Below are 16,286 nucleotides of genomic sequence, written 5' to 3' on the forward strand. Positions count from 1 at the left end.
CTGAAGACGATAATGCAACAGTGTAACGTACCGATTGTTGCTGGGCGGTCAAATTACAAAATGGAACATCTTTTAGGCCGCCTGCACCTGGTTACGCCCCGCCGCCTTGGCCCGATAAAGCGCTTCGTCGGCACGCTTGAGCGCTAATTCGCTGCGCTCACCCGGCTGCAACTGCGCCACGCCCATCGACACCGTGATCGTCACCGGCTCGCCCTTGAAGTGGAACGGGCACGCCTCGATCGCGGCGCGCAGCACTTCACCCACGTCCAGGGCATCCGCCAAGGCTGAGTCGGGCATCAGCAACACAAACTCTTCACCGCCAAACCGCGCAATAAAGTCGCTGGGGCGCAGGCGCTTACGCAGCACATTGGCGATGATCTTCAGCACCTTGTCGCCGGCCAAGTGGCCGTAGCCGTCGTTGATACGCTTGAAGTGATCCAGGTCCAGCATAGCCAGCGACAGACTGTTACCGCGCTGGTGCCAGGCATTCACTTCATGGTCCAGGCGTTCACTCCAGGCCGCACGATTGGGCAGACCGGTAAGTGGATCGATCAAAGCCTTCTGGCGTTGTACCTCCAGATGCTCGCGATAGCCTTGGGCTTCCTGCTCCATGTTCGCCACACGCTCAGCCAGGCCTTTAAGGCGTGCGGCCACTTCCTGCTCGCGCTGGTCACGTTGCTGCTGGTGCTGGTCCATGGTGCCGAGCAGGCCTTCAAGGTGGCTTTCGAGCACATGCTTGAGGCTGTCCAGGTCGGCCGCGTCCTGCACACTGCTTTGCAGGCCATCGACTTGTTCACGAATCTGCGTGTCCAGCTCCCGCGCCGCGGAGCGGCTGTCGGCGTGACCGTCACTGGCCACTTGCAGATGACCCTGGAACGCTTCGAGGCGCTCATTGAGCTGCTTGAGATAAGCCTCGAACTCATGCTGGCCGCTGTCGGTGATCGCCAGCATGAGCACGGCCAGGTCATCGAGGATCGGCAGCAGTTCGTACCAGTTCAAGCCGTGGGCCAGTCGCTCGCGCATGGCTTCGGCCTGGGGGCGGTGGCGCTCGGGCAGCGACAAGTCCTCCAGCAGGCCGAGCAAGGTGTCTTCGATATGCTTGGCGACCGAGCTATAGGACGGCTCGGGCGAGTCGGGCAGGGCGTAGGTGCCGTCCGCTTGCAGCGCATCCGGGTCGGGCTCGGGGCTTTCCAGCACGGGCGGAAGGGACAAACTGCCAATGGTCGTTTCATCCGGCGTATCGACCTGAGCTTGCGGTGCCTCAATAAACGCGGCGAGGGCGCTTTCGGGTGCGGCTTCCTCGACCAGCGGCTCCTGCACTTCGGGCGCAGGTACCTCGATAGACAAGGCGGTTGCCTCGACCGGCGCGGGCGCCTCGAACACAAATGTTTCGCCGGCCAACTCTGCCACTTTGACGGGTTCAGCCGGCTCAGCAGGCGCGGGCGCCTGTGCTTGCGCCAGCGGCGCGAAAGCTCGCAAGGCTTGGGTCAGCTCTTCCGATTGCACCGGCTCCTGCGGCTCAGGGGCGAGTTTGGGTGCAGCGGGCTTTGGCGCAACGGGCTCCGGGGCAGCCAGTGGCGCGGCGTCGACTACCGGCGCGTCATTTGAAACCTCTTTGGTGCCAAACAGGCGTTGCAGCAGGCCCGGCCCGGCGCGCGGGGTTTCACCCTCCGGCTCCAGGTTATTCAGTGCCTGCCCCTGCAGGCTGCTCAATTCACTGAGCAACAGCGGGATCTCCCGCGCCTGCCCGACTCGGCCATCCAGCTGCTTGGCGAAGGTTTTCAGCGGGCGGGCCACCTCGCGCGGCAGCGGTAGCTTTTGCAACTGGGCGACCAGGGCGGTGAGCGCGGTGCTGATCTGGTCGACCCGGGTTTCGCGGCGTTGCTCAGAATCCAGTACGGCTTTTTCCAGGCGCGGCAGCAAGGCGGCGAGGGCGGCGTCCATGTCGTCGGTGCGCACGACGTCGCGCATCTCCTTCATGCATTGGTCCACCGCACGGTCGGTCCCTTCAGCCGCCAGGGTGCTGCGCACCAGCCCACGACGCAGCAGATCGAGGCGGGCAGCCCAGCGGCGTTCGAGCTTGTCTTGCTGCTCGATGCTTTTAAGGTATTTCTCTTTCCAACGCTGGGCGTCGTCGCTCATGCAAGGGGTCCGCTGGTGCCTGGGCTCAATGCGGGGTATGCATCAGCCGTGAGCGAACCCGGCAGACGAATCTCTACCGCGACCGGCAGGTGATCGGAGATGGGCTGCGCCAGTACCTGCACACTTTCGAGCGTGAGGGTCGGGCTGAGCAGGATATGGTCAAGACAGCGTTGCGGGCGCCAACTGGGAAACGTGGCTTCGACTTGCGGGGCCAGTAACCCGAGGTCCCGTAACGGGGAATTCTGCAGCAGGTCATTGGCATGGGTGTTCATGTCACCCATCAACACCTGATGTTTATAGTTGCCGATCAATTCACGAATGTAGGCAAGCTGCAGGTTGCGCGTACGCCCCCCGAGCGCCAGGTGCATCATCACCACCACCAAGGCTTCCGGGCCTTCGCCGAAACGCACGAGGATCGCCCCGCGCCCCTTCGGACCCGGCAACGGATGATCTTCGATAGCGGTCGGCTTCAAGCGGCTGAGCACACCATTGCTGTGCTGCGCCAGGCGCCCGAGGTTGCGGTTGAGTTGTTGATACCAATACGGGAACGCTCCAAGCTGAGCCAGGTGTTCCACTTGGTTGATGTAGCCGGAGCGTATGCTGCCGCCGTCGGCTTCCTGCAGGGCGACCAGGTCGAAGTCATTCAGCAGGTTGCCGATCTTTTGCAGGTTACCGGCCCGTCCGTTGTGCGGCAGCAAATGCTGCCAGCCACGGGTGAGGTAGTGCCGGTACTTTTCAGTACTGATACCCACCTGAATATTGAAGCTGAGCAGGCGCAGGCGGCTGTCTGCCGGCAGGCCTGTGGACTCCAGGTGGTGCTCGTTGACCTGCGGATCATGCAGGCCAACCACACGTTCAGTACCCCAGCGGCGCATGGTAGGCCCCTTACTTGGCTGCGCGCTCTTTGGCGATCAGTTGGTCGGCAACATTGAGGGTTTGCTCAGGACCACCGGTAGTGCCCAGGTCGAAACGGTATTTGCCGTTGACGATCATGGTCGGTACGCCCTGCACGCCGTATTTCTGCGCGAGTTCCTTGGCCTGTTTGATCTGGCCCTGGATCGCGAAGGAGTTGAAGGTGGCCAGGAACTTGTCCTTATCGACGCCTTGGGTGGCGACAAAGTCAGCCATGTCTTCTGGCTTGGTCAGGCGCTTGCCTTGTTTCTGGATGGCTTCAAATACAGCGTTGTGGACCTTGTGCTCCACACCCATGGCTTCCAGGGTCAGGAACAGCTGGCCGTGGGCATCCCATGGGCCGCCGAACATGGCCGGGATGCGTTTGAAATTCACGTCGGACGGGAGTTTTTCGACCCAAGGATTGATGGTCGGCTCAAAGGCGTAGCAATGCGGGCAGCCATACCAGAACAGCTCCACCACTTCGATCTTGCCTGGCTCCGAAACCGGGACCGGGTTGGCCAATTCAACGTAGGTTTTACCGGCTTCAAGCGGCACATTATCGGCAGCTTGTGCGGTCATGCCGAAGAGGCTGGCAGTGACGAGAGCGGCGCTGAGGATCAGATTACGCATGCTTTACTCCTGGACAAATAAAGTCGCCTCACGCGACCTTTAGGTGTGACAGGTCTACGCGGGCATGAGTTCGTTAGTGTAACGGCACCGGCCACAAAAAAGGGCGGCCTAAGCCACCCTTTTTATGCTTGCATCGATGGATTAATCGAGCGTTAACGTACTGCCTGGATCAATGCAGGCCCTGGATATAGCTGGACAGCGCTTCAATGTCCTTATCCGAGAGTTTGGCCGCAATGTCGGTCATCATTTTGTTACCGGCATCGCCATCGATATAACGAACCTTCTCGCGGAAATCCTTCAATTGCTTGGCCGTGTACTGAGCGTGCTGCCCACTCAAGTGAGGGAAGCCTGCTGCTGCGACACCACCACCGTCCGGAATATGGCAAGCCTTGCATGCCGGCATACCGCCGATAGGCTGCTCATCAGCGAGCTTGCCGCCCCGGAACAATGCCTGGCCTTTCTCGACCAGTTTCGGATCAGCAGCTCCCACACTGCCCTTCTGGCTGGCAAAATATGCCGCGATGTCCGCCAGGTCTTGATCGCTGAGGTTGGTCAGCAAGCCGGTCATTTCCAGCACCGTGCGCTTGCCGTCCTTGATGTCGTGCATCTGCTTGGTCAGGTAACGCTCACCTTGGCCTGCGAGTTTGGGGAAGTTCGGCGCCGGGCTATTGCCATCCGGTCCATGGCAAGCACCACACACGGCGGCTTTCGCCTGACCCGCTGTAGCGTCGCCTGCAGCATGGGCAACACCGGTGATGCCCAAGGTCAACAGCAGACTCACGATCAGTTTGTTCATCAGCTAATCCAACTACGGCTAAGGGTTTAAGAGTTATCTACCGGGTTTACTCACCATCAACTCAATGATGGCCTGGTAATCCTCAGTACTGCAGTCCATGCACAAACCACGCGGCGGCATTGCCTTGAAACCCTGGGTCACGTGTTGCACCAGCGTGTCCACGCAAACTCGGTTGTACAGCGCCTCGGGATCCTGTGTAGCCTGAGCGCCGTAAAGCGGAACCAGGACACCGAAAGCGAGCAACCAACGGGTCATACATCGACCTTTTCAGGGTTTGAGAGCGTTTTGCGTTCTAATGCGCAATGAAGGTCTTTCGCTCCCGTGAACTTCATCCTTCGCTGGGACAAAGCACACACAAAATCTGCGGCATTATATACTGGCGCTACTGAAACGGAAACGACACCGCTTGCCGCACCCTTTTTCGGCACCGCCCACATCGGAAATCTCATGCAACTCAAGAATCCCATCCTCGGCCTGTGCCAACAGTCCACGTTTATGCTCAGCGCCGCCAAAGTTGACCAATGCCCAGATGACGAAGGCTTTGAAGTTGCCTTTGCCGGCCGTTCCAACGCCGGTAAATCCAGCGCGCTGAACACCCTGACCCACGCCAGCCTGGCGCGCACCTCGAAAACCCCGGGCCGCACGCAACTTCTCAATTTCTTCAAGCTAGACGATGATCGGCGTCTGGTCGACCTGCCGGGCTACGGTTACGCAAAAGTACCTATCCCGTTGAAGCTGCACTGGCAGCGTCACCTCGAGGCTTACCTGGGTGGTCGGGAGAGTTTGAAGGGTTTGATTCTGATGATGGACATCCGTCATCCAATGACCGACTTCGACCTGCTGATGCTCGATTGGGCCGTCGCCAGCGGCATGCCGATGCACATCCTGCTGACCAAGGCCGACAAGCTCACCTACGGCGCCGCCAAGAACACCTTGCTCAAAGTGCAGTCCGAAATCCGTAAGGGTTGGGGCGATGCGATCACCATCCAACTGTTCTCGGCCCCCAAGCGCATGGGTCTGGAAGATGCCTACACTGTATTGGCCGGCTGGATGGAATTGGCGGACAAGGGCGCGGAAATCGCCGAGTAACTTTTCTGCAGGCAAAAAAAACCCCGGACTTCGTATGGGGAGGGGAAGTTCGGGGTCCAAGTTCCGGACCGCTAGGGCGGGGTCCAGATATCTGCCAACACTTAACACAACATAGGAGCATTGAAGGGCTTCACCACCCATTCAGTAACTCTGAGTAGCAGTTCACAGGTTAAGTTCCGGCACGCTCAAAAAACTATTGGAAATAACTCGCAGCGCTTTCTGATCTAAAGCGCTCTGCCATCACCTCAGCAATGGCAGAGCCGCGAAATCAGTGCGCCTCGTCCCAGTTGTCGCCTACGCCCACGTCCACCACCAACGGCACATCCAGCTTGGCCGCCGCGCTCATGTGCTCGCGAATCTTCTCGCTGACCTCTGCCACCAAGTCCTCACGCACCTCAAGCACCAGTTCATCGTGCACTTGCAGGATGACCTTGGCATCCAGGCCCGACTCGGTCAGCCAGTTGTCCACCAGCACCATGGCCTTCTTGATGATGTCCGCCGCCGTGCCCTGCATCGGCGCGTTGATCGCCGTGCGTTCTGCGGCCGCGCGCTCCTGTGGCTTGTTGGAGTTGATATCGGGCAAATACAGCCGGCGCCCGAAGAAGGTTTCCACATAGCCTTGGTCGGCAGCTTGAGCACGCGTGCGCTCCATGTACTCGCGAACGCCTGGGTAGCGCGCGAAGTACACATCGATGTAGGCCTTGGCGGTCTTGGTATCGACGCCAATGTCCTTGCCGAGCTTCTGCGCGCCCATCCCGTAGATCAGGCCAAAGTTAATCGCCTTCGCGCTGCGACGCTGATTGGACGTCACCTCAGCCAGTTCAACCTTGAACACCTCGGCCGCCGTCGCGGTATGCACATCCAGGTCGTTGCGGAACGCATTCATCAAGCCCTCGTCCTTGGACAAGTGCGCCATGATCCGCAGCTCGATCTGCGAATAGTCCGCCGCCAGCAGCTTGTAGCCCTTGGGTGCTACAAATGCCTGGCGAATGCGCCGCCCTTCAGCAGTGCGCACCGGGATGTTCTGCAGGTTCGGATCGCTCGAAGACAAGCGCCCGGTCGCGGCCACCGCCTGATGATAAGACGTGTGAATACGCCCGGTACGCGGGTTGATCTGTTCGGGCAGGCGGTCGGTATACGTGCTTTTCAGCTTGCTCATGCTGCGGTACTGCATCAGCACCTTGGGCAGCAGGAAGTCATCCTCAGCCAACTTGGCCAACACTTCTTCAGCTGTAGACGCTTGGCCCTTGCCAGTTTTTTTCAGCACCGGCAAACCGAGTTTCTCGTAGAGAATCGCCCCCAGTTGCTTGGGCGAACCCAGATTGAACTCTTCACCGGCAATCTCGAACGCCTGGCGCTCCAGCTCAACCATCTTGTTACCGAGTTCGATGCTCTGGATGCCCAGCAGCGCCTTATCCACCAGCGCGCCCTGGCGTTCGATACGCGCGAGCACCGGCACCAGTGGTATTTCGATATCGGTCAGCACACTGGCCAGGCTCGGTATGGCTGCCAGTTGTGCGTGCAAGGCCTGATGCAGGCGCAGCGTCACGTCGGCATCTTCGGCGGCATACGGGCCGGCCTGTTCAAGTGCAATCTGGTCGAAGGTCAGCTGCTTGGCGCCTTTGCCGGCGATGTCCTGGAAGCTGACGGTGTCGTAGTCCAGGTACTTCTTGGCCAGGCTGTCCATGTCGTGGCGGGTCGCGGTGGAATTCAACACGTAGGATTCAAGCATCGTGTCGAAGGCGATACCGCGCACCGTGATGCCGTGCGCAGGGTCGCCACCGATGGCGCAATTGGCCAGGATGTTCATGTCGAATTTGGCGTGCTGGCCGACCTTGAGCTTGCTCGGGTCTTCCAGCAGCGGCTTCAACGCCAGTAGAACCGTGTCACGATCCAACTGCTGCGGTGCGCCGACGTAGGAATGGGTCAGCGGGATGTAGGCCGCTTCGTGAGGCTGTACGGCGAAAGACACCCCAACCAACTGCGCTTGTTGTGCGTCGATCCCGGTGGTTTCGGTATCGAATGCGAACAACTTGGCCTCGTTGAGCTTCTTCAACCAGCTATCGAATGTCGCCTGGTCAAGAATCGTGGTGTAGGACGTCTCCACAGGCGCAGCCTCAACCACCTCAACGACCGCTTCAGCGGCCGGGGCCTTGAGCTCAACACGCTTGGCATCGCGCTGAATTTCATCAATCCAGCTCTTGAACTCAAGCAGCGTATACAGCTCCAGCAGCTTCTCGCGGTTCGGCTCAACCAAGTGCAGATCTTCCAGCCCCACGTCCAGCGGCACATCGATCTTGATCGTCGCCAGCTGATAGGACAGGAACGCCATTTCCTTGTGCTCTTCCAGCTTGGCCGGCAGGTTCTTGGCCCCGCGGATCGGCAGGGTCGGCACGATATCCAACTGCTCATAAAGCTCTTTGAGGCCGCCGTTAACGCCCACCAGCAGGCCGGAAGCGGTCTTCGGACCAATGCCCGGAACGCCTGGGATGTTGTCGGACGAATCGCCCATCAGTGCCAGGTAATCGATGATCTGCTCGGGAGCGACACCGAATTTCTCCTTCACGCCCTCGATGTCCATCGCGCTACCGGTCATGGTGTTGACCAAGGTAATGTGCCCGTCGACCAGCTGCGCCATGTCCTTGTCACCCGTGGAAATCACCACCGGGCGGTCCGCCGCCGCACTGCTGCGGGCCAGGGTGCCGATTACGTCATCGGCCTCGACGCCTTCGACACACAGCAACGGGAAGCCCAGGGCGATCACGCTTTGGTGCAGCGGCTCGATTTGCAGGCGCATGTCATCGGGCATGCTCGGGCGGTTGGCCTTGTATTCGGCGTACATGTCATCGCGAAAGGTCCCACCCTTGGCGTCGAACACCACGGCGAATGGGCTGTTCGGATACTGCTTGCGCAGGCTTTTGAGCATGTTCAACACGCCCTTGACCGCACCGGTCGGCAGGCCTTTGGAGGTGGTCAGCGGTGGCAGCGCGTGGAAGGCGCGGTACAGATAAGAAGAACCGTCCACCAGGACGAGGGGGGCTTGGCTCATGAGCAGGATCAACCTTTTCGGCGGGTCAGGCGCTAGAATAGCCGGACCAATGACGACAAAGGGACAAGGTTATCATGCGTACAGTAAATCGCCTGTTGTTGACCGGCTTGATTGCGTTCTTGCCGCTGGCCGCCACGGCAGCTGACAGCGCACCCTCGGGAGACCCGGAAGTCACGATCCGCACCGAAGGTGACAGAACCATCCAGGAGTACCGCCAAAACGGTTTCCTGTACGCAATCAAGGTCACCGTAAAGGGCGCGCCACCGTATTTCCTGGTGCGCGCGGACGGAACCGATGCGAACTTCATCCGTTCTGACCAGCCGGATATGCTGATCCCGTCATGGAAGATCTTCGAATGGAAATGATTTCTTAATTTAAATTGGCGCCGCCCATCGCGGCGCCCGTACTGGCAGTTTTAACCATGTCTGTGTTCACCCCGCTGGCTCGGCCCGAGCTGGAAACCTTTCTCGCCCCTTACGGGCTCGGCCGCCTGCTTGATTTCCAGGGGATTGCCGCCGGTAGCGAAAACACCAATTTTTTTATCAGCCTGGAACAGGGCGAATTCGTCCTGACCCTGGTTGAGCGCGGCCCGGTCGCAGAAATGCCGTTCTTCATCGAGCTGCTCGACGTGCTCCACGACGCCGACCTGCCGGTGCCTTACGCCTTGCGCACCACCGACGGCGAAGCCCTTCGCGAGCTGAAGGGCAAACCGGCGCTGCTGCAACCACGCCTGGCCGGCAAGCACATCAAGGACGCCAACGCCCAGCATTGCGCCCAGGTCGGCGACCTGCTCGGCCATCTGCACTTGGCCACTCAAGGCGAGAAAGTGCTGGAACGCAAGACGGATCGCGGGCTGGACTGGATGCTCACCGAAGGTGCGCAGCTGATTTCGCACCTCAACGACGCCCAGCAACACCTGCTGCAAGACGCGCTGACCGAGATCGAAGCCCACAAAGCCGAGATCCTCGCACTGCCGCGCGCCAACGTTCACGCCGACCTGTTCCGCGACAACGCGATGTTCGAAGGCACGCACCTGACCGGGCTGATCGACTTCTACAACGCCTGCTCGGGCCCGATGCTGTACGACGTGGCGATCGCTTTGAATGACTGGTGTTCGGACGCCGATGGCGTGATCGATGGGCAACGCGCTCGGGCACTGCTGGGTGCGTACGCGGGTCTGCGACCGTTTACGGCGAAGGAAGCCGAGCTGTGGCCGACTATGTTGCGGGTGGCGTGCGTGCGGTTCTGGCTGTCGCGGCTGATCGCCGCTGAATCGTTTGCCGGGCAGGATGTGCTGATTCATGACCCGGCCGAGTTCGAGCATCGGCTGGCGCAGCGTCAGCAAGTGACTGTCCACCTGCCGTTCGCACTTTAAAGACCGACCCGGTCAATGTGGGAGCTGGCTTGCCTGCGATAGCGATGTCGACTGATACACCGCCATCGCAGGCAAGCCAGCTCCCACATCAGTTATGCGTCTCCTGCTAGAGCGACTCCAGGCACCCGGCCAAGTCGTTCCCCAACTTTTCCAGCACCTGCTCATAACCCTGCGCGGTCGCCGGGGTGTAACCACCCAGCGCATCCAGCTCCGCCAGCTTCACCGGCAACCCGGCCACCAGGGTTTCGGCCAAACGCGGGCGCAATGGCGGCTCGCTGAACACACAGGTCTTACCTACTTCCTGCAACCGCGTGCGCATCGCCGCCACATGCTGGGCGCCTGGCTGCACTTCTGCGGCGACGCTGAACACGCCGGTGTGCTTGAGCCCGTAAGCATCTTCGAAGTAATCAAAGGCTTCGTGGAACACGAAGTAAGGCTTATCACCCACCGTCGCCAGGCGCGCTTTCAACCGGGCATCCAACGCATCCAGGCGCTCATCGAACGCCTTCACGTTGCTTTGATACCGCGCCGCATTGGCCGGGTCGGCAGCGCTGAGGTCAGCCGCCATGCGCGCAGCGATCACGCGCGCGTTGACCGTCGAAAGCCACAAGTGCGCATCCAGGCTCCCTGGGCGATGATCGTGGTCATGTTCGTCGGCATCATCGGCGTGCGAGTGGCTATCTTCGGCGAAACGACGCAGCTTCATCCCCGGCAGGTCTTGTACGGCCACGGTCGGCAGGCTACGCCCCTTGAGCACGCGCGGCAGGAAGCTTTCCATGTCCGGGCCGATCCAATACAGCAGGTCCACCGATTGCACGCGCCGTACGTCGGATGGGCGCAGGGCATAGTTGTGCGGCGAAGCGCCGGGCGGCAACAACACCTCCGGAATGGCCACGCCGTCCTGTACCGCCGCGGCGATCAACTGCAACGGCTTGATGCTGGTCAGCACTTTGACCTCGGCCTGAGCCGCCCCGGCGATGAACAAACTGGTGACAAATACGACAAAAACGGGAAAAAGTCGGGACACGATGACCACTCAATGGCGTAGGAACGGGTAACATAATAACGTCTCTATCAAATGTCTGTCGCCGCTCATGCCTAAAACACCGCTTGCCAGCCGTCCCCACGACCACTCTCACTGCGTGCATACCGCGCTGTCAGAGGCCGACACCCTGTGCGCCCGTCAAGGCCTGCGCCTGACCGCGCTGCGTCGCCGGGTGCTGGAATTGGTGTGGCAGAGCCACAAGCCACTGGGCGCCTACGACATTCTCGGCGTACTCAGCGAGCAGGATGGCCGCCGCGCCGCGCCGCCCACGGTGTACCGCGCGCTGGATTTCCTGTTGGAAAACGGGCTGGTGCACCGCATCGCCTCACTCAATGCCTTTGTCGGCTGCAACCACCCGGAACACGCGCACCAGGGCCAGTTTCTGATCTGCCGCGAGTGCCACGCCGCCATCGAGCTTGAACAAAAAAGCATCAGCGACGCCATCATTAATAGTTCCGCCGAGGTCGGCTTCCGGGTCGAAGGGCAAACCGTCGAAGTGGTCGGGCTCTGCTCGGGTTGCCAGGGGGCTTGATGAGCAACGCGTTAATCCGCCTGGAGCAGGTCGGGGTCACGTTCGCCGGGCAAAACGTGCTGGATAACATCGCACTGAGCGTGGAACCTGGGCAGATCGTCACGCTGATCGGCCCCAACGGCGCCGGCAAGACCACCTTGGTGCGCGCCGTGCTCGGCCTGCTCAAGCCCGACACCGGCAGTGTATGGCGCAAGCCCAGGCTGCGCGTCGGCTACATGCCGCAAAAGCTGCATGTGGACCCGACGCTGCCACTGTCCGTGCTGCGTTTTTTGCGCCTGGTGCCCGGTGTAGACCGCGCCCGCGCCCAGGCCGCACTCAAGGAAGTCGGCGCCGAACAGGTGATCGACAGCCCGGTGCAGAGCATCTCCGGCGGTGAAATGCAGCGCGTGCTGCTGGCCCGCGCCTTGCTGCGCGAGCCTGAATTGCTGGTACTCGATGAGCCCGTGCAAGGCGTCGATGTCGCCGGCCAGGCCGAGCTGTACAGCCTGATCACCCGCCTGCGCGACCGCCATGGCTGCGGCGTGCTGATGGTTTCCCACGACTTGCACCTGGTCATGAGCACCACCGACCAAGTGGTGTGCCTCAACCGCCACGTCTGCTGCTCCGGCCACCCGGAACAGGTCAGCGGCGACCCGGCGTTCGTCGAGCTGTTCGGCAAGAATGCCCAGAGCCTGGCGGTCTATCACCACCATCACGACCACGCCCATGATTTGCATGGCGCTGTGGTCGACGATCCAACCACACCTCACGCCCACGTCCATGGAGATAGCTGCAAGCATGGCTGATTTTCTGCTCTACGCCCTGCTGGCAGGCTTGGCTTTGGCACTGGTGGCGGGCCCGTTGGGCTCGTTCGTGGTCTGGCGGCGCATGGCCTATTTCGGCGACACGTTGTCGCACGCTGCGCTGTTGGGCGTGGCCATGGGCTTTTTGCTCGATGTCAGCCCGACCATCGCCGTCACCGTCGGCTGCCTGCTGCTCGCGGTGCTGCTGGTAACCCTGCAACAGCGCCAGCCGCTGGCGTCCGACACATTACTCGGCATTCTGGCGCCGAGCACCTTGTCCCTCGGGCTGGTGGTGCTGAGCTTCATGCATGAAGTGCGCATCGACCTGATGGCTTACCTGTTCGGCGACTTGCTGGCGATCAGCCCTACCGACCTGGCCTGGATCCTCGGCGGCAGCGCCGCGGTGCTGGTCTTGCTGGTGGCCCTGTGGCGTCCGCTGCTGGCAATCACCGTGCACGAAGAGCTGGCCACGGTAGAAGGCCTGCCCGTGCCGGCGCTGCGCATGACCCTGATGCTGTTGATCGCCGTGGTGATTGCTGTCGCGATGAAGATTGTCGGCGTATTGTTGATCACGTCACTGCTGATCATTCCCGCAGCCGCCGCCCAGCGCCACGCCCGGTCACCCGAGCAAATGGCGATCGGCGCCAGCCTGTTGGGCATGCTTTCAGTGTGCGGGGGCCTGGCGCTGTCGTGGTTCAAGGACACACCGGCCGGTCCGTCGATTGTAGTCACGGCGGCCGCCCTCTTTCTGCTGAGTTTTGTCCTGCCCCGTCGAGGGGTGTAGACTTGCTCGCTTTTTGCGCAAATAGAGAGTCGCAGGAATGAAGCTGTTCAACGCCCGTTATCTGCTCCTTGCCGCATTTTCACTGCTGCTGGGCGCCTGTCAAAGCACACCGCCCGCTGCCCCCGAGGTCCCGGACGCACGCGCTGCGGCCATCGCGCAGCTGGAGCAAAACCTGGCCAGCAGTGAGCTGGCCACCGCCGAAGACGAACTGGCCGCCTTGCAGGCCCAGTCGCCCAACGACCCTGCCCTGGAAACTTACCAGCGCCAGTTGGCCGAAGCCTACTTGCAGCGCAGCCAGATCGTGCTGCAAAAGGGTGACGTCAACGCCGCCGCCACCGCACTGAGCCGTGCCCGCGCACTCATGCCCAAGGCACCCGCGCTGACCGGCGGCGTCAACAGCGCCATCAGCCATGCGCGTAAAGCCGAGTTGGACAAAGCCGAAGCCGCCTTGAAAGCCGCCGAAGCCAAGCCTGCCGCCAAGGTCATCGACCCCGCCGCCGAAAGCACCACAGTGGCGCTGAACCTCACGGATATTGAAGAACTTCGTCATCAACTGGACGCGATCGCCACCGATGTGGTGAATTACCAGTGCGATGTGACCATCCAGGCGCCGCGCACGCAGGATTACCCGTGGCTGGCCACATTGCTGACCAAACGGGTGAAGCGAATTGATTCGGGGTATGACCTGAAGATTCACCGGCAGATTGTGAAACGCATCCCGGCGCAGGTTGTTTTGATTCCGCGCAAGGCGCAATAAAGCATCGCGGGCAAGCCCGCTCCCACACTTTGAACTGTGAATACATTCAAATGTGGGAGCGGGCTTGCCCGAGATAGCGGTCTAACAGTCAACCAGAAGTTTAAGCCGGAATCGCCTTAGCCTTCGGCTCCCGATCCCAAACCCGATGCTGCGCAATCGCCGCAAAGAACGCCTTAAACGCCTTCGCATCCGACCCCACGATCAGCCCCGCATCTGCCTCAAGCTTCAGCAGATCCAACAATGACTTGGCATCACTGGCAACCGTGATCGCCTTCAGGTGCTTGTACGCCTCCAACAGGAAGTGCAACGCCACACCGTCGCCACTCAAAGCCTGCACCGACTTGGCGCCGCCCGGTACGAACACCGCATCAAACGCAATCGACGGCATGCCTTCCATCGACGCATCCACCTTCAGGCTCTTGCCGTCGGCCGTGGTCACCGGTGCCGACGTCGGCCCCAGCAGCTTGGCGTGTGCGCCCTCAGCTTCCAGCGCCTTCTTCAACGCAGCAATCGCGGCACCATCGACGCCGTTAGCTGCAAGAATCGCAACTTTGCGCGTTTTTATATCGCCCGACAGCAGGTTCACCTGGCTCAATGCCGGCGACTCTTTGAGCGAGGTCTTACGCGGCGGCACCGTACCTTTGGTCGGTGCAGGCAGGCCGAGGTTCTGCGCAACGCGCTTGGCCAGCTCCAAGTCGATATTGGCCAGAATCTCATTGACCTGACGGGCGCGAATAAACTCACGCTCCACCTTGCCCAATTCGAAGCTGTAGGCCGCGATGATGTGCTCTTTCTCGTGGTGGCTCATGCTGTGGAAAAACAGCGTGGCCTGGGAGAAGTGATCGCCAAACGACTCGCTGCGCTCACGCACTTTGTTGGCGTCAACGCGCTCGTAGTAAGTCTCGAAACCACCATCCTGCGCAGCCGGTGGAGTTTCTTTCGGCCAACCGCCATCAATCGAATTCGGCTCGTACGCCGCACGCCCCTTGTCGATCACAGTGCGATGCTGGGCGTCGCGCTGGCCGTTATGGAACGGCGTGACCGGCCGGTTGATCGGCAGCTCATGAAAGTTCGGGCCACCGAGACGGCTGATCTGGGTATCCGTGTAGGAAAACAGACGGCCTTGCAGCAGTGGGTCGTTGGTGAAATCGATACCCGGCACGATATGGCCTGGGCAGAAGGCGACCTGTTCGACTTCGGCAAAGAAGTTGTCCGGGTTGCGGTTCAGCACCATTTTGCCCAGCGGCGTGATGGGTACCAATTCTTCGGGGATGATCTTGGTCGGGTCGAGCAGATCGAAGTCGAATTTGTGCTCGTCTTCCTCCGCAACGATTTGCACGCCCAATTCCCACTCAGGGTAATCGCCGCTTTCAATCGCTTCCCACAAGTCGCGACGGTGGTAATCGGTATCTTTACCGGCGAGCTTTTGCGCTTCGTCCCACACCAGCGAGCAAGTGCCGACTTTAGGGTGCCAGTGGAATTTGACGAAGCTCGACTTACCTTCGGTATTGATCAAGCGGAAGGTGTGAATGCCAAAGCCCTGCATGGAGCGCAGGCTTTTGGGGATGGCACGGTCGGACATGGCCCACAGCACCATGTGCGCCGATTCCGGCTGCAGCGAAACAAAATCCCAGAACGTGTCATGGGCCGAGCCGCCCGTAGGAATCTCGTTATGCGGCTCAGGTTTTACTGCGTGCACGAAGTCGGGAAACTTGATCGCGTCCTGAATGAAAAAAATCGGCATGTTGTTGCCCACCAGGTCGAAGTTGCCTTCGTCGGTGAAGAACTTCACGGCAAAGCCACGCACGTCACGCACCGTATCGCCCGACCCACGCGGGCCTTGCACGGTGGAGAAGCGCACGAACACCGGGGTTTTATGCTCGGGGTTACGCAGGAAACCGGCCTTGCTCAGCGCCGAATGGTTCTGATAGGTCTGGAAGTAACCATGGGCGCCAGTGCCACGGGCATGCACGATGCGCTCCGGGATACGCTCATGGTCAAAGTGCGTGATTTTTTCACGCATGATGAAGTCTTCCAGCAGCGATGGGCCACGGGCGCCGACTTTCAGGGTGTTCTGGTTGTCGGAAATCTTCACGCCCTGGTTGGTGCGCAGCGCCTGGCCGGTGGCGTCTGAACGAAACTCCTCCAGCGCCTGCAGCTTGGCGTTGGTGTTGCCACGGTCCAGGGTGTCGGTGCCCGCGAGTTCACTCTTCGGCGGGGTAGCTGGCTTTTTGGTACTCATCAGACAAAACTCCTTATTCAAAGTGGCCAGAGCGGTCCCCGGCTCGTTTGAGCAAAACTCCAGGCACGGCACCTGGAAAATTGAGTTGCTTAAGTAGTGACTGACACGGTTTTGCACCGTTCCTTTTTTATGACCTTTGATCGCGTTATTGCCAAATCGCTGGTTGAAT

15 protein-coding genes are annotated in these 16,286 nt (G+C 60.5%); 7 read left to right on the plus strand and 8 right to left on the minus strand.

Annotation, left to right across the window (positions count from 1 at the left end; all coding sequences use genetic code 11):
- Window positions 1-72: 72 nt before the first annotated feature.
- The 5 genes from L8I05_RS13095 to L8I05_RS13115 all read right to left on the minus strand — a co-directional run bounded on the left by L8I05_RS13095 (window position 73) and on the right by L8I05_RS13115 (window position 4,717).
- Window positions 73-2,142 (minus strand): diguanylate cyclase, encoded by a 2,070-nt coding sequence (locus L8I05_RS13095; protein ID WP_242169422.1) that lies wholly within the window; start codon window positions 2,140-2,142, stop codon window positions 73-75.
- Window positions 2,139-3,017 carry an endonuclease/exonuclease/phosphatase family protein gene (locus L8I05_RS13100; RefSeq protein WP_242169425.1) on the minus strand — a complete coding sequence of 293 codons (879 nt, stop codon included), beginning with the start codon at window positions 3,015-3,017 and terminating at the stop codon, window positions 2,139-2,141. Before L8I05_RS13100 ends, L8I05_RS13095 begins: the two co-directional genes overlap by 4 nt.
- 10 nt (window positions 3,018-3,027) lie before the next feature.
- Window positions 3,028-3,666 (minus strand): thiol:disulfide interchange protein DsbA/DsbL, encoded by a 639-nt coding sequence (gene dsbA / locus L8I05_RS13105; protein ID WP_197626208.1) that lies wholly within the window; start codon window positions 3,664-3,666, stop codon window positions 3,028-3,030.
- A gap of 169 nt (window positions 3,667-3,835) precedes the next feature.
- Window positions 3,836-4,462 carry a cytochrome c4 gene (locus L8I05_RS13110; RefSeq protein WP_159953518.1) on the minus strand — a complete coding sequence of 209 codons (627 nt, stop codon included), beginning with the start codon at window positions 4,460-4,462 and terminating at the stop codon, window positions 3,836-3,838.
- A 33-nt stretch (window positions 4,463-4,495) separates the two neighbouring features.
- Window positions 4,496-4,717 carry a c-type cytochrome gene (locus L8I05_RS13115; RefSeq protein ID WP_159953517.1) on the minus strand — a complete coding sequence of 74 codons (222 nt, stop codon included), beginning with the start codon at window positions 4,715-4,717 and terminating at the stop codon, window positions 4,496-4,498.
- 192 nt (window positions 4,718-4,909) lie between these two features.
- Here L8I05_RS13115 and yihA point away from each other — a divergent pair, with 192 nt between their 5' ends.
- Complete coding sequence (yihA, locus tag L8I05_RS13120) at window positions 4,910-5,551, plus strand: ribosome biogenesis GTP-binding protein YihA/YsxC (protein ID WP_042943980.1); 642 nt, start codon at window positions 4,910-4,912, stop codon at window positions 5,549-5,551.
- Window positions 5,552-5,819: 268 nt separating this feature from the next.
- Here the strand turns inward: yihA and polA are convergent, their stop codons facing one another.
- A complete protein-coding gene (gene polA / locus L8I05_RS13125; RefSeq protein ID WP_242169427.1) occupies window positions 5,820-8,600 on the minus strand; it encodes a DNA polymerase I in 2,781 nt (926 codons plus the stop codon).
- A gap of 74 nt (window positions 8,601-8,674) precedes the next feature.
- On the opposite strand from polA, the gene L8I05_RS13130 reads away from it, so the two are divergent.
- Together L8I05_RS13130 and L8I05_RS13135 are read left to right on the plus strand one after the other, a co-directional pair.
- On the plus strand, window positions 8,675-8,965 hold the full coding sequence (locus L8I05_RS13130) for a DUF2782 domain-containing protein (protein ID WP_083355922.1): 291 nt from the start codon (window positions 8,675-8,677) through the stop codon (window positions 8,963-8,965).
- A gap of 56 nt (window positions 8,966-9,021) precedes the next feature.
- A complete protein-coding gene (locus L8I05_RS13135) occupies window positions 9,022-9,975 on the plus strand; it encodes a homoserine kinase (RefSeq protein ID WP_159953515.1) in 954 nt (317 codons plus the stop codon).
- Between the two features lie 106 nt (window positions 9,976-10,081).
- On the opposite strand, the gene L8I05_RS13140 is transcribed toward L8I05_RS13135, so the two are convergent.
- A complete protein-coding gene (locus L8I05_RS13140) occupies window positions 10,082-11,011 on the minus strand; it encodes a zinc ABC transporter substrate-binding protein (protein WP_242169429.1) in 930 nt (309 codons plus the stop codon).
- Between the two features lie 46 nt (window positions 11,012-11,057).
- On the opposite strand from L8I05_RS13140, the gene L8I05_RS13145 reads away from it, so the two are divergent.
- The 4 genes from L8I05_RS13145 to L8I05_RS13160 are packed head-to-tail and all read left to right on the plus strand — an operon-like array spanning window position 11,058 to window position 13,875.
- Window positions 11,058-11,552 carry a Fur family transcriptional regulator gene (locus L8I05_RS13145; RefSeq protein WP_242170028.1) on the plus strand — a complete coding sequence of 165 codons (495 nt, stop codon included), beginning with the start codon at window positions 11,058-11,060 and terminating at the stop codon, window positions 11,550-11,552.
- A complete protein-coding gene (gene znuC, locus L8I05_RS13150) occupies window positions 11,552-12,337 on the plus strand; it encodes a zinc ABC transporter ATP-binding protein ZnuC (RefSeq protein WP_242169431.1) in 786 nt (261 codons plus the stop codon). Before L8I05_RS13145 ends, znuC begins: the two co-directional genes overlap by 1 nt.
- A complete protein-coding gene (znuB, locus tag L8I05_RS13155) occupies window positions 12,330-13,118 on the plus strand; it encodes a zinc ABC transporter permease subunit ZnuB (RefSeq protein ID WP_159953511.1) in 789 nt (262 codons plus the stop codon). Before znuC ends, znuB begins: the two co-directional genes overlap by 8 nt.
- Window positions 13,119-13,155: 37 nt before the next feature.
- Window positions 13,156-13,875, plus strand: a complete 720-nt coding sequence (locus tag L8I05_RS13160; RefSeq protein WP_242169433.1) for a PA5502 family lipoprotein — start codon at window positions 13,156-13,158, stop codon at window positions 13,873-13,875.
- A gap of 100 nt (window positions 13,876-13,975) precedes the next feature.
- Here L8I05_RS13160 and katE read toward each other — a convergent pair whose 3' ends face one another.
- Window positions 13,976-16,234: a catalase HPII gene (gene katE, locus L8I05_RS13165; RefSeq protein ID WP_347341222.1), complete on the minus strand. Its 2,259-nt coding sequence runs from the start codon at window positions 16,232-16,234 to the stop codon at window positions 13,976-13,978.
- Window positions 16,235-16,286: the final 52 nt, after the last annotated feature.

This window comes from Pseudomonas sp. MONT-RG-20F-20-E-7-02 (assembly GCF_022662395.1).
Taxonomy (GTDB): domain Bacteria; phylum Pseudomonadota; class Gammaproteobacteria; order Pseudomonadales; family Pseudomonadaceae; genus Aquipseudomonas.

Excerpts from the sequence above, each read along its gene's own strand:
- L8I05_RS13095 (WP_242169422.1), bottom strand. The coding sequence starts at position 2,142 with ATGAGCGACGACGCCCAGCGTTGGAAAGAGAAATACCTTAAAAGCATC.
- L8I05_RS13100 (WP_242169425.1), bottom strand. The coding sequence starts at position 3,017 with ATGCGCCGCTGGGGTACTGAACGTGTGGTTGGCCTGCATGATCCGCAG.
- dsbA (WP_197626208.1), bottom strand. The coding sequence starts at position 3,666 with ATGCGTAATCTGATCCTCAGCGCCGCTCTCGTCACTGCCAGCCTCTTC.
- L8I05_RS13110 (WP_159953518.1), bottom strand. The coding sequence starts at position 4,462 with ATGAACAAACTGATCGTGAGTCTGCTGTTGACCTTGGGCATCACCGGT.
- L8I05_RS13115 (WP_159953517.1), bottom strand. The coding sequence starts at position 4,717 with ATGACCCGTTGGTTGCTCGCTTTCGGTGTCCTGGTTCCGCTTTACGGC.
- yihA (WP_042943980.1), top strand. The coding sequence starts at position 4,910 with ATGCAACTCAAGAATCCCATCCTCGGCCTGTGCCAACAGTCCACGTTT.
- polA (WP_242169427.1), bottom strand. The coding sequence starts at position 8,600 with ATGAGCCAAGCCCCCCTCGTCCTGGTGGACGGTTCTTCTTATCTGTAC.
- L8I05_RS13130 (WP_083355922.1), top strand. The coding sequence starts at position 8,675 with ATGCGTACAGTAAATCGCCTGTTGTTGACCGGCTTGATTGCGTTCTTG.
- L8I05_RS13135 (WP_159953515.1), top strand. The coding sequence starts at position 9,022 with ATGTCTGTGTTCACCCCGCTGGCTCGGCCCGAGCTGGAAACCTTTCTC.
- znuC (WP_242169431.1), top strand. The coding sequence starts at position 11,552 with ATGAGCAACGCGTTAATCCGCCTGGAGCAGGTCGGGGTCACGTTCGCC.
- znuB (WP_159953511.1), top strand. The coding sequence starts at position 12,330 with ATGGCTGATTTTCTGCTCTACGCCCTGCTGGCAGGCTTGGCTTTGGCA.
- L8I05_RS13160 (WP_242169433.1), top strand. The coding sequence starts at position 13,156 with ATGAAGCTGTTCAACGCCCGTTATCTGCTCCTTGCCGCATTTTCACTG.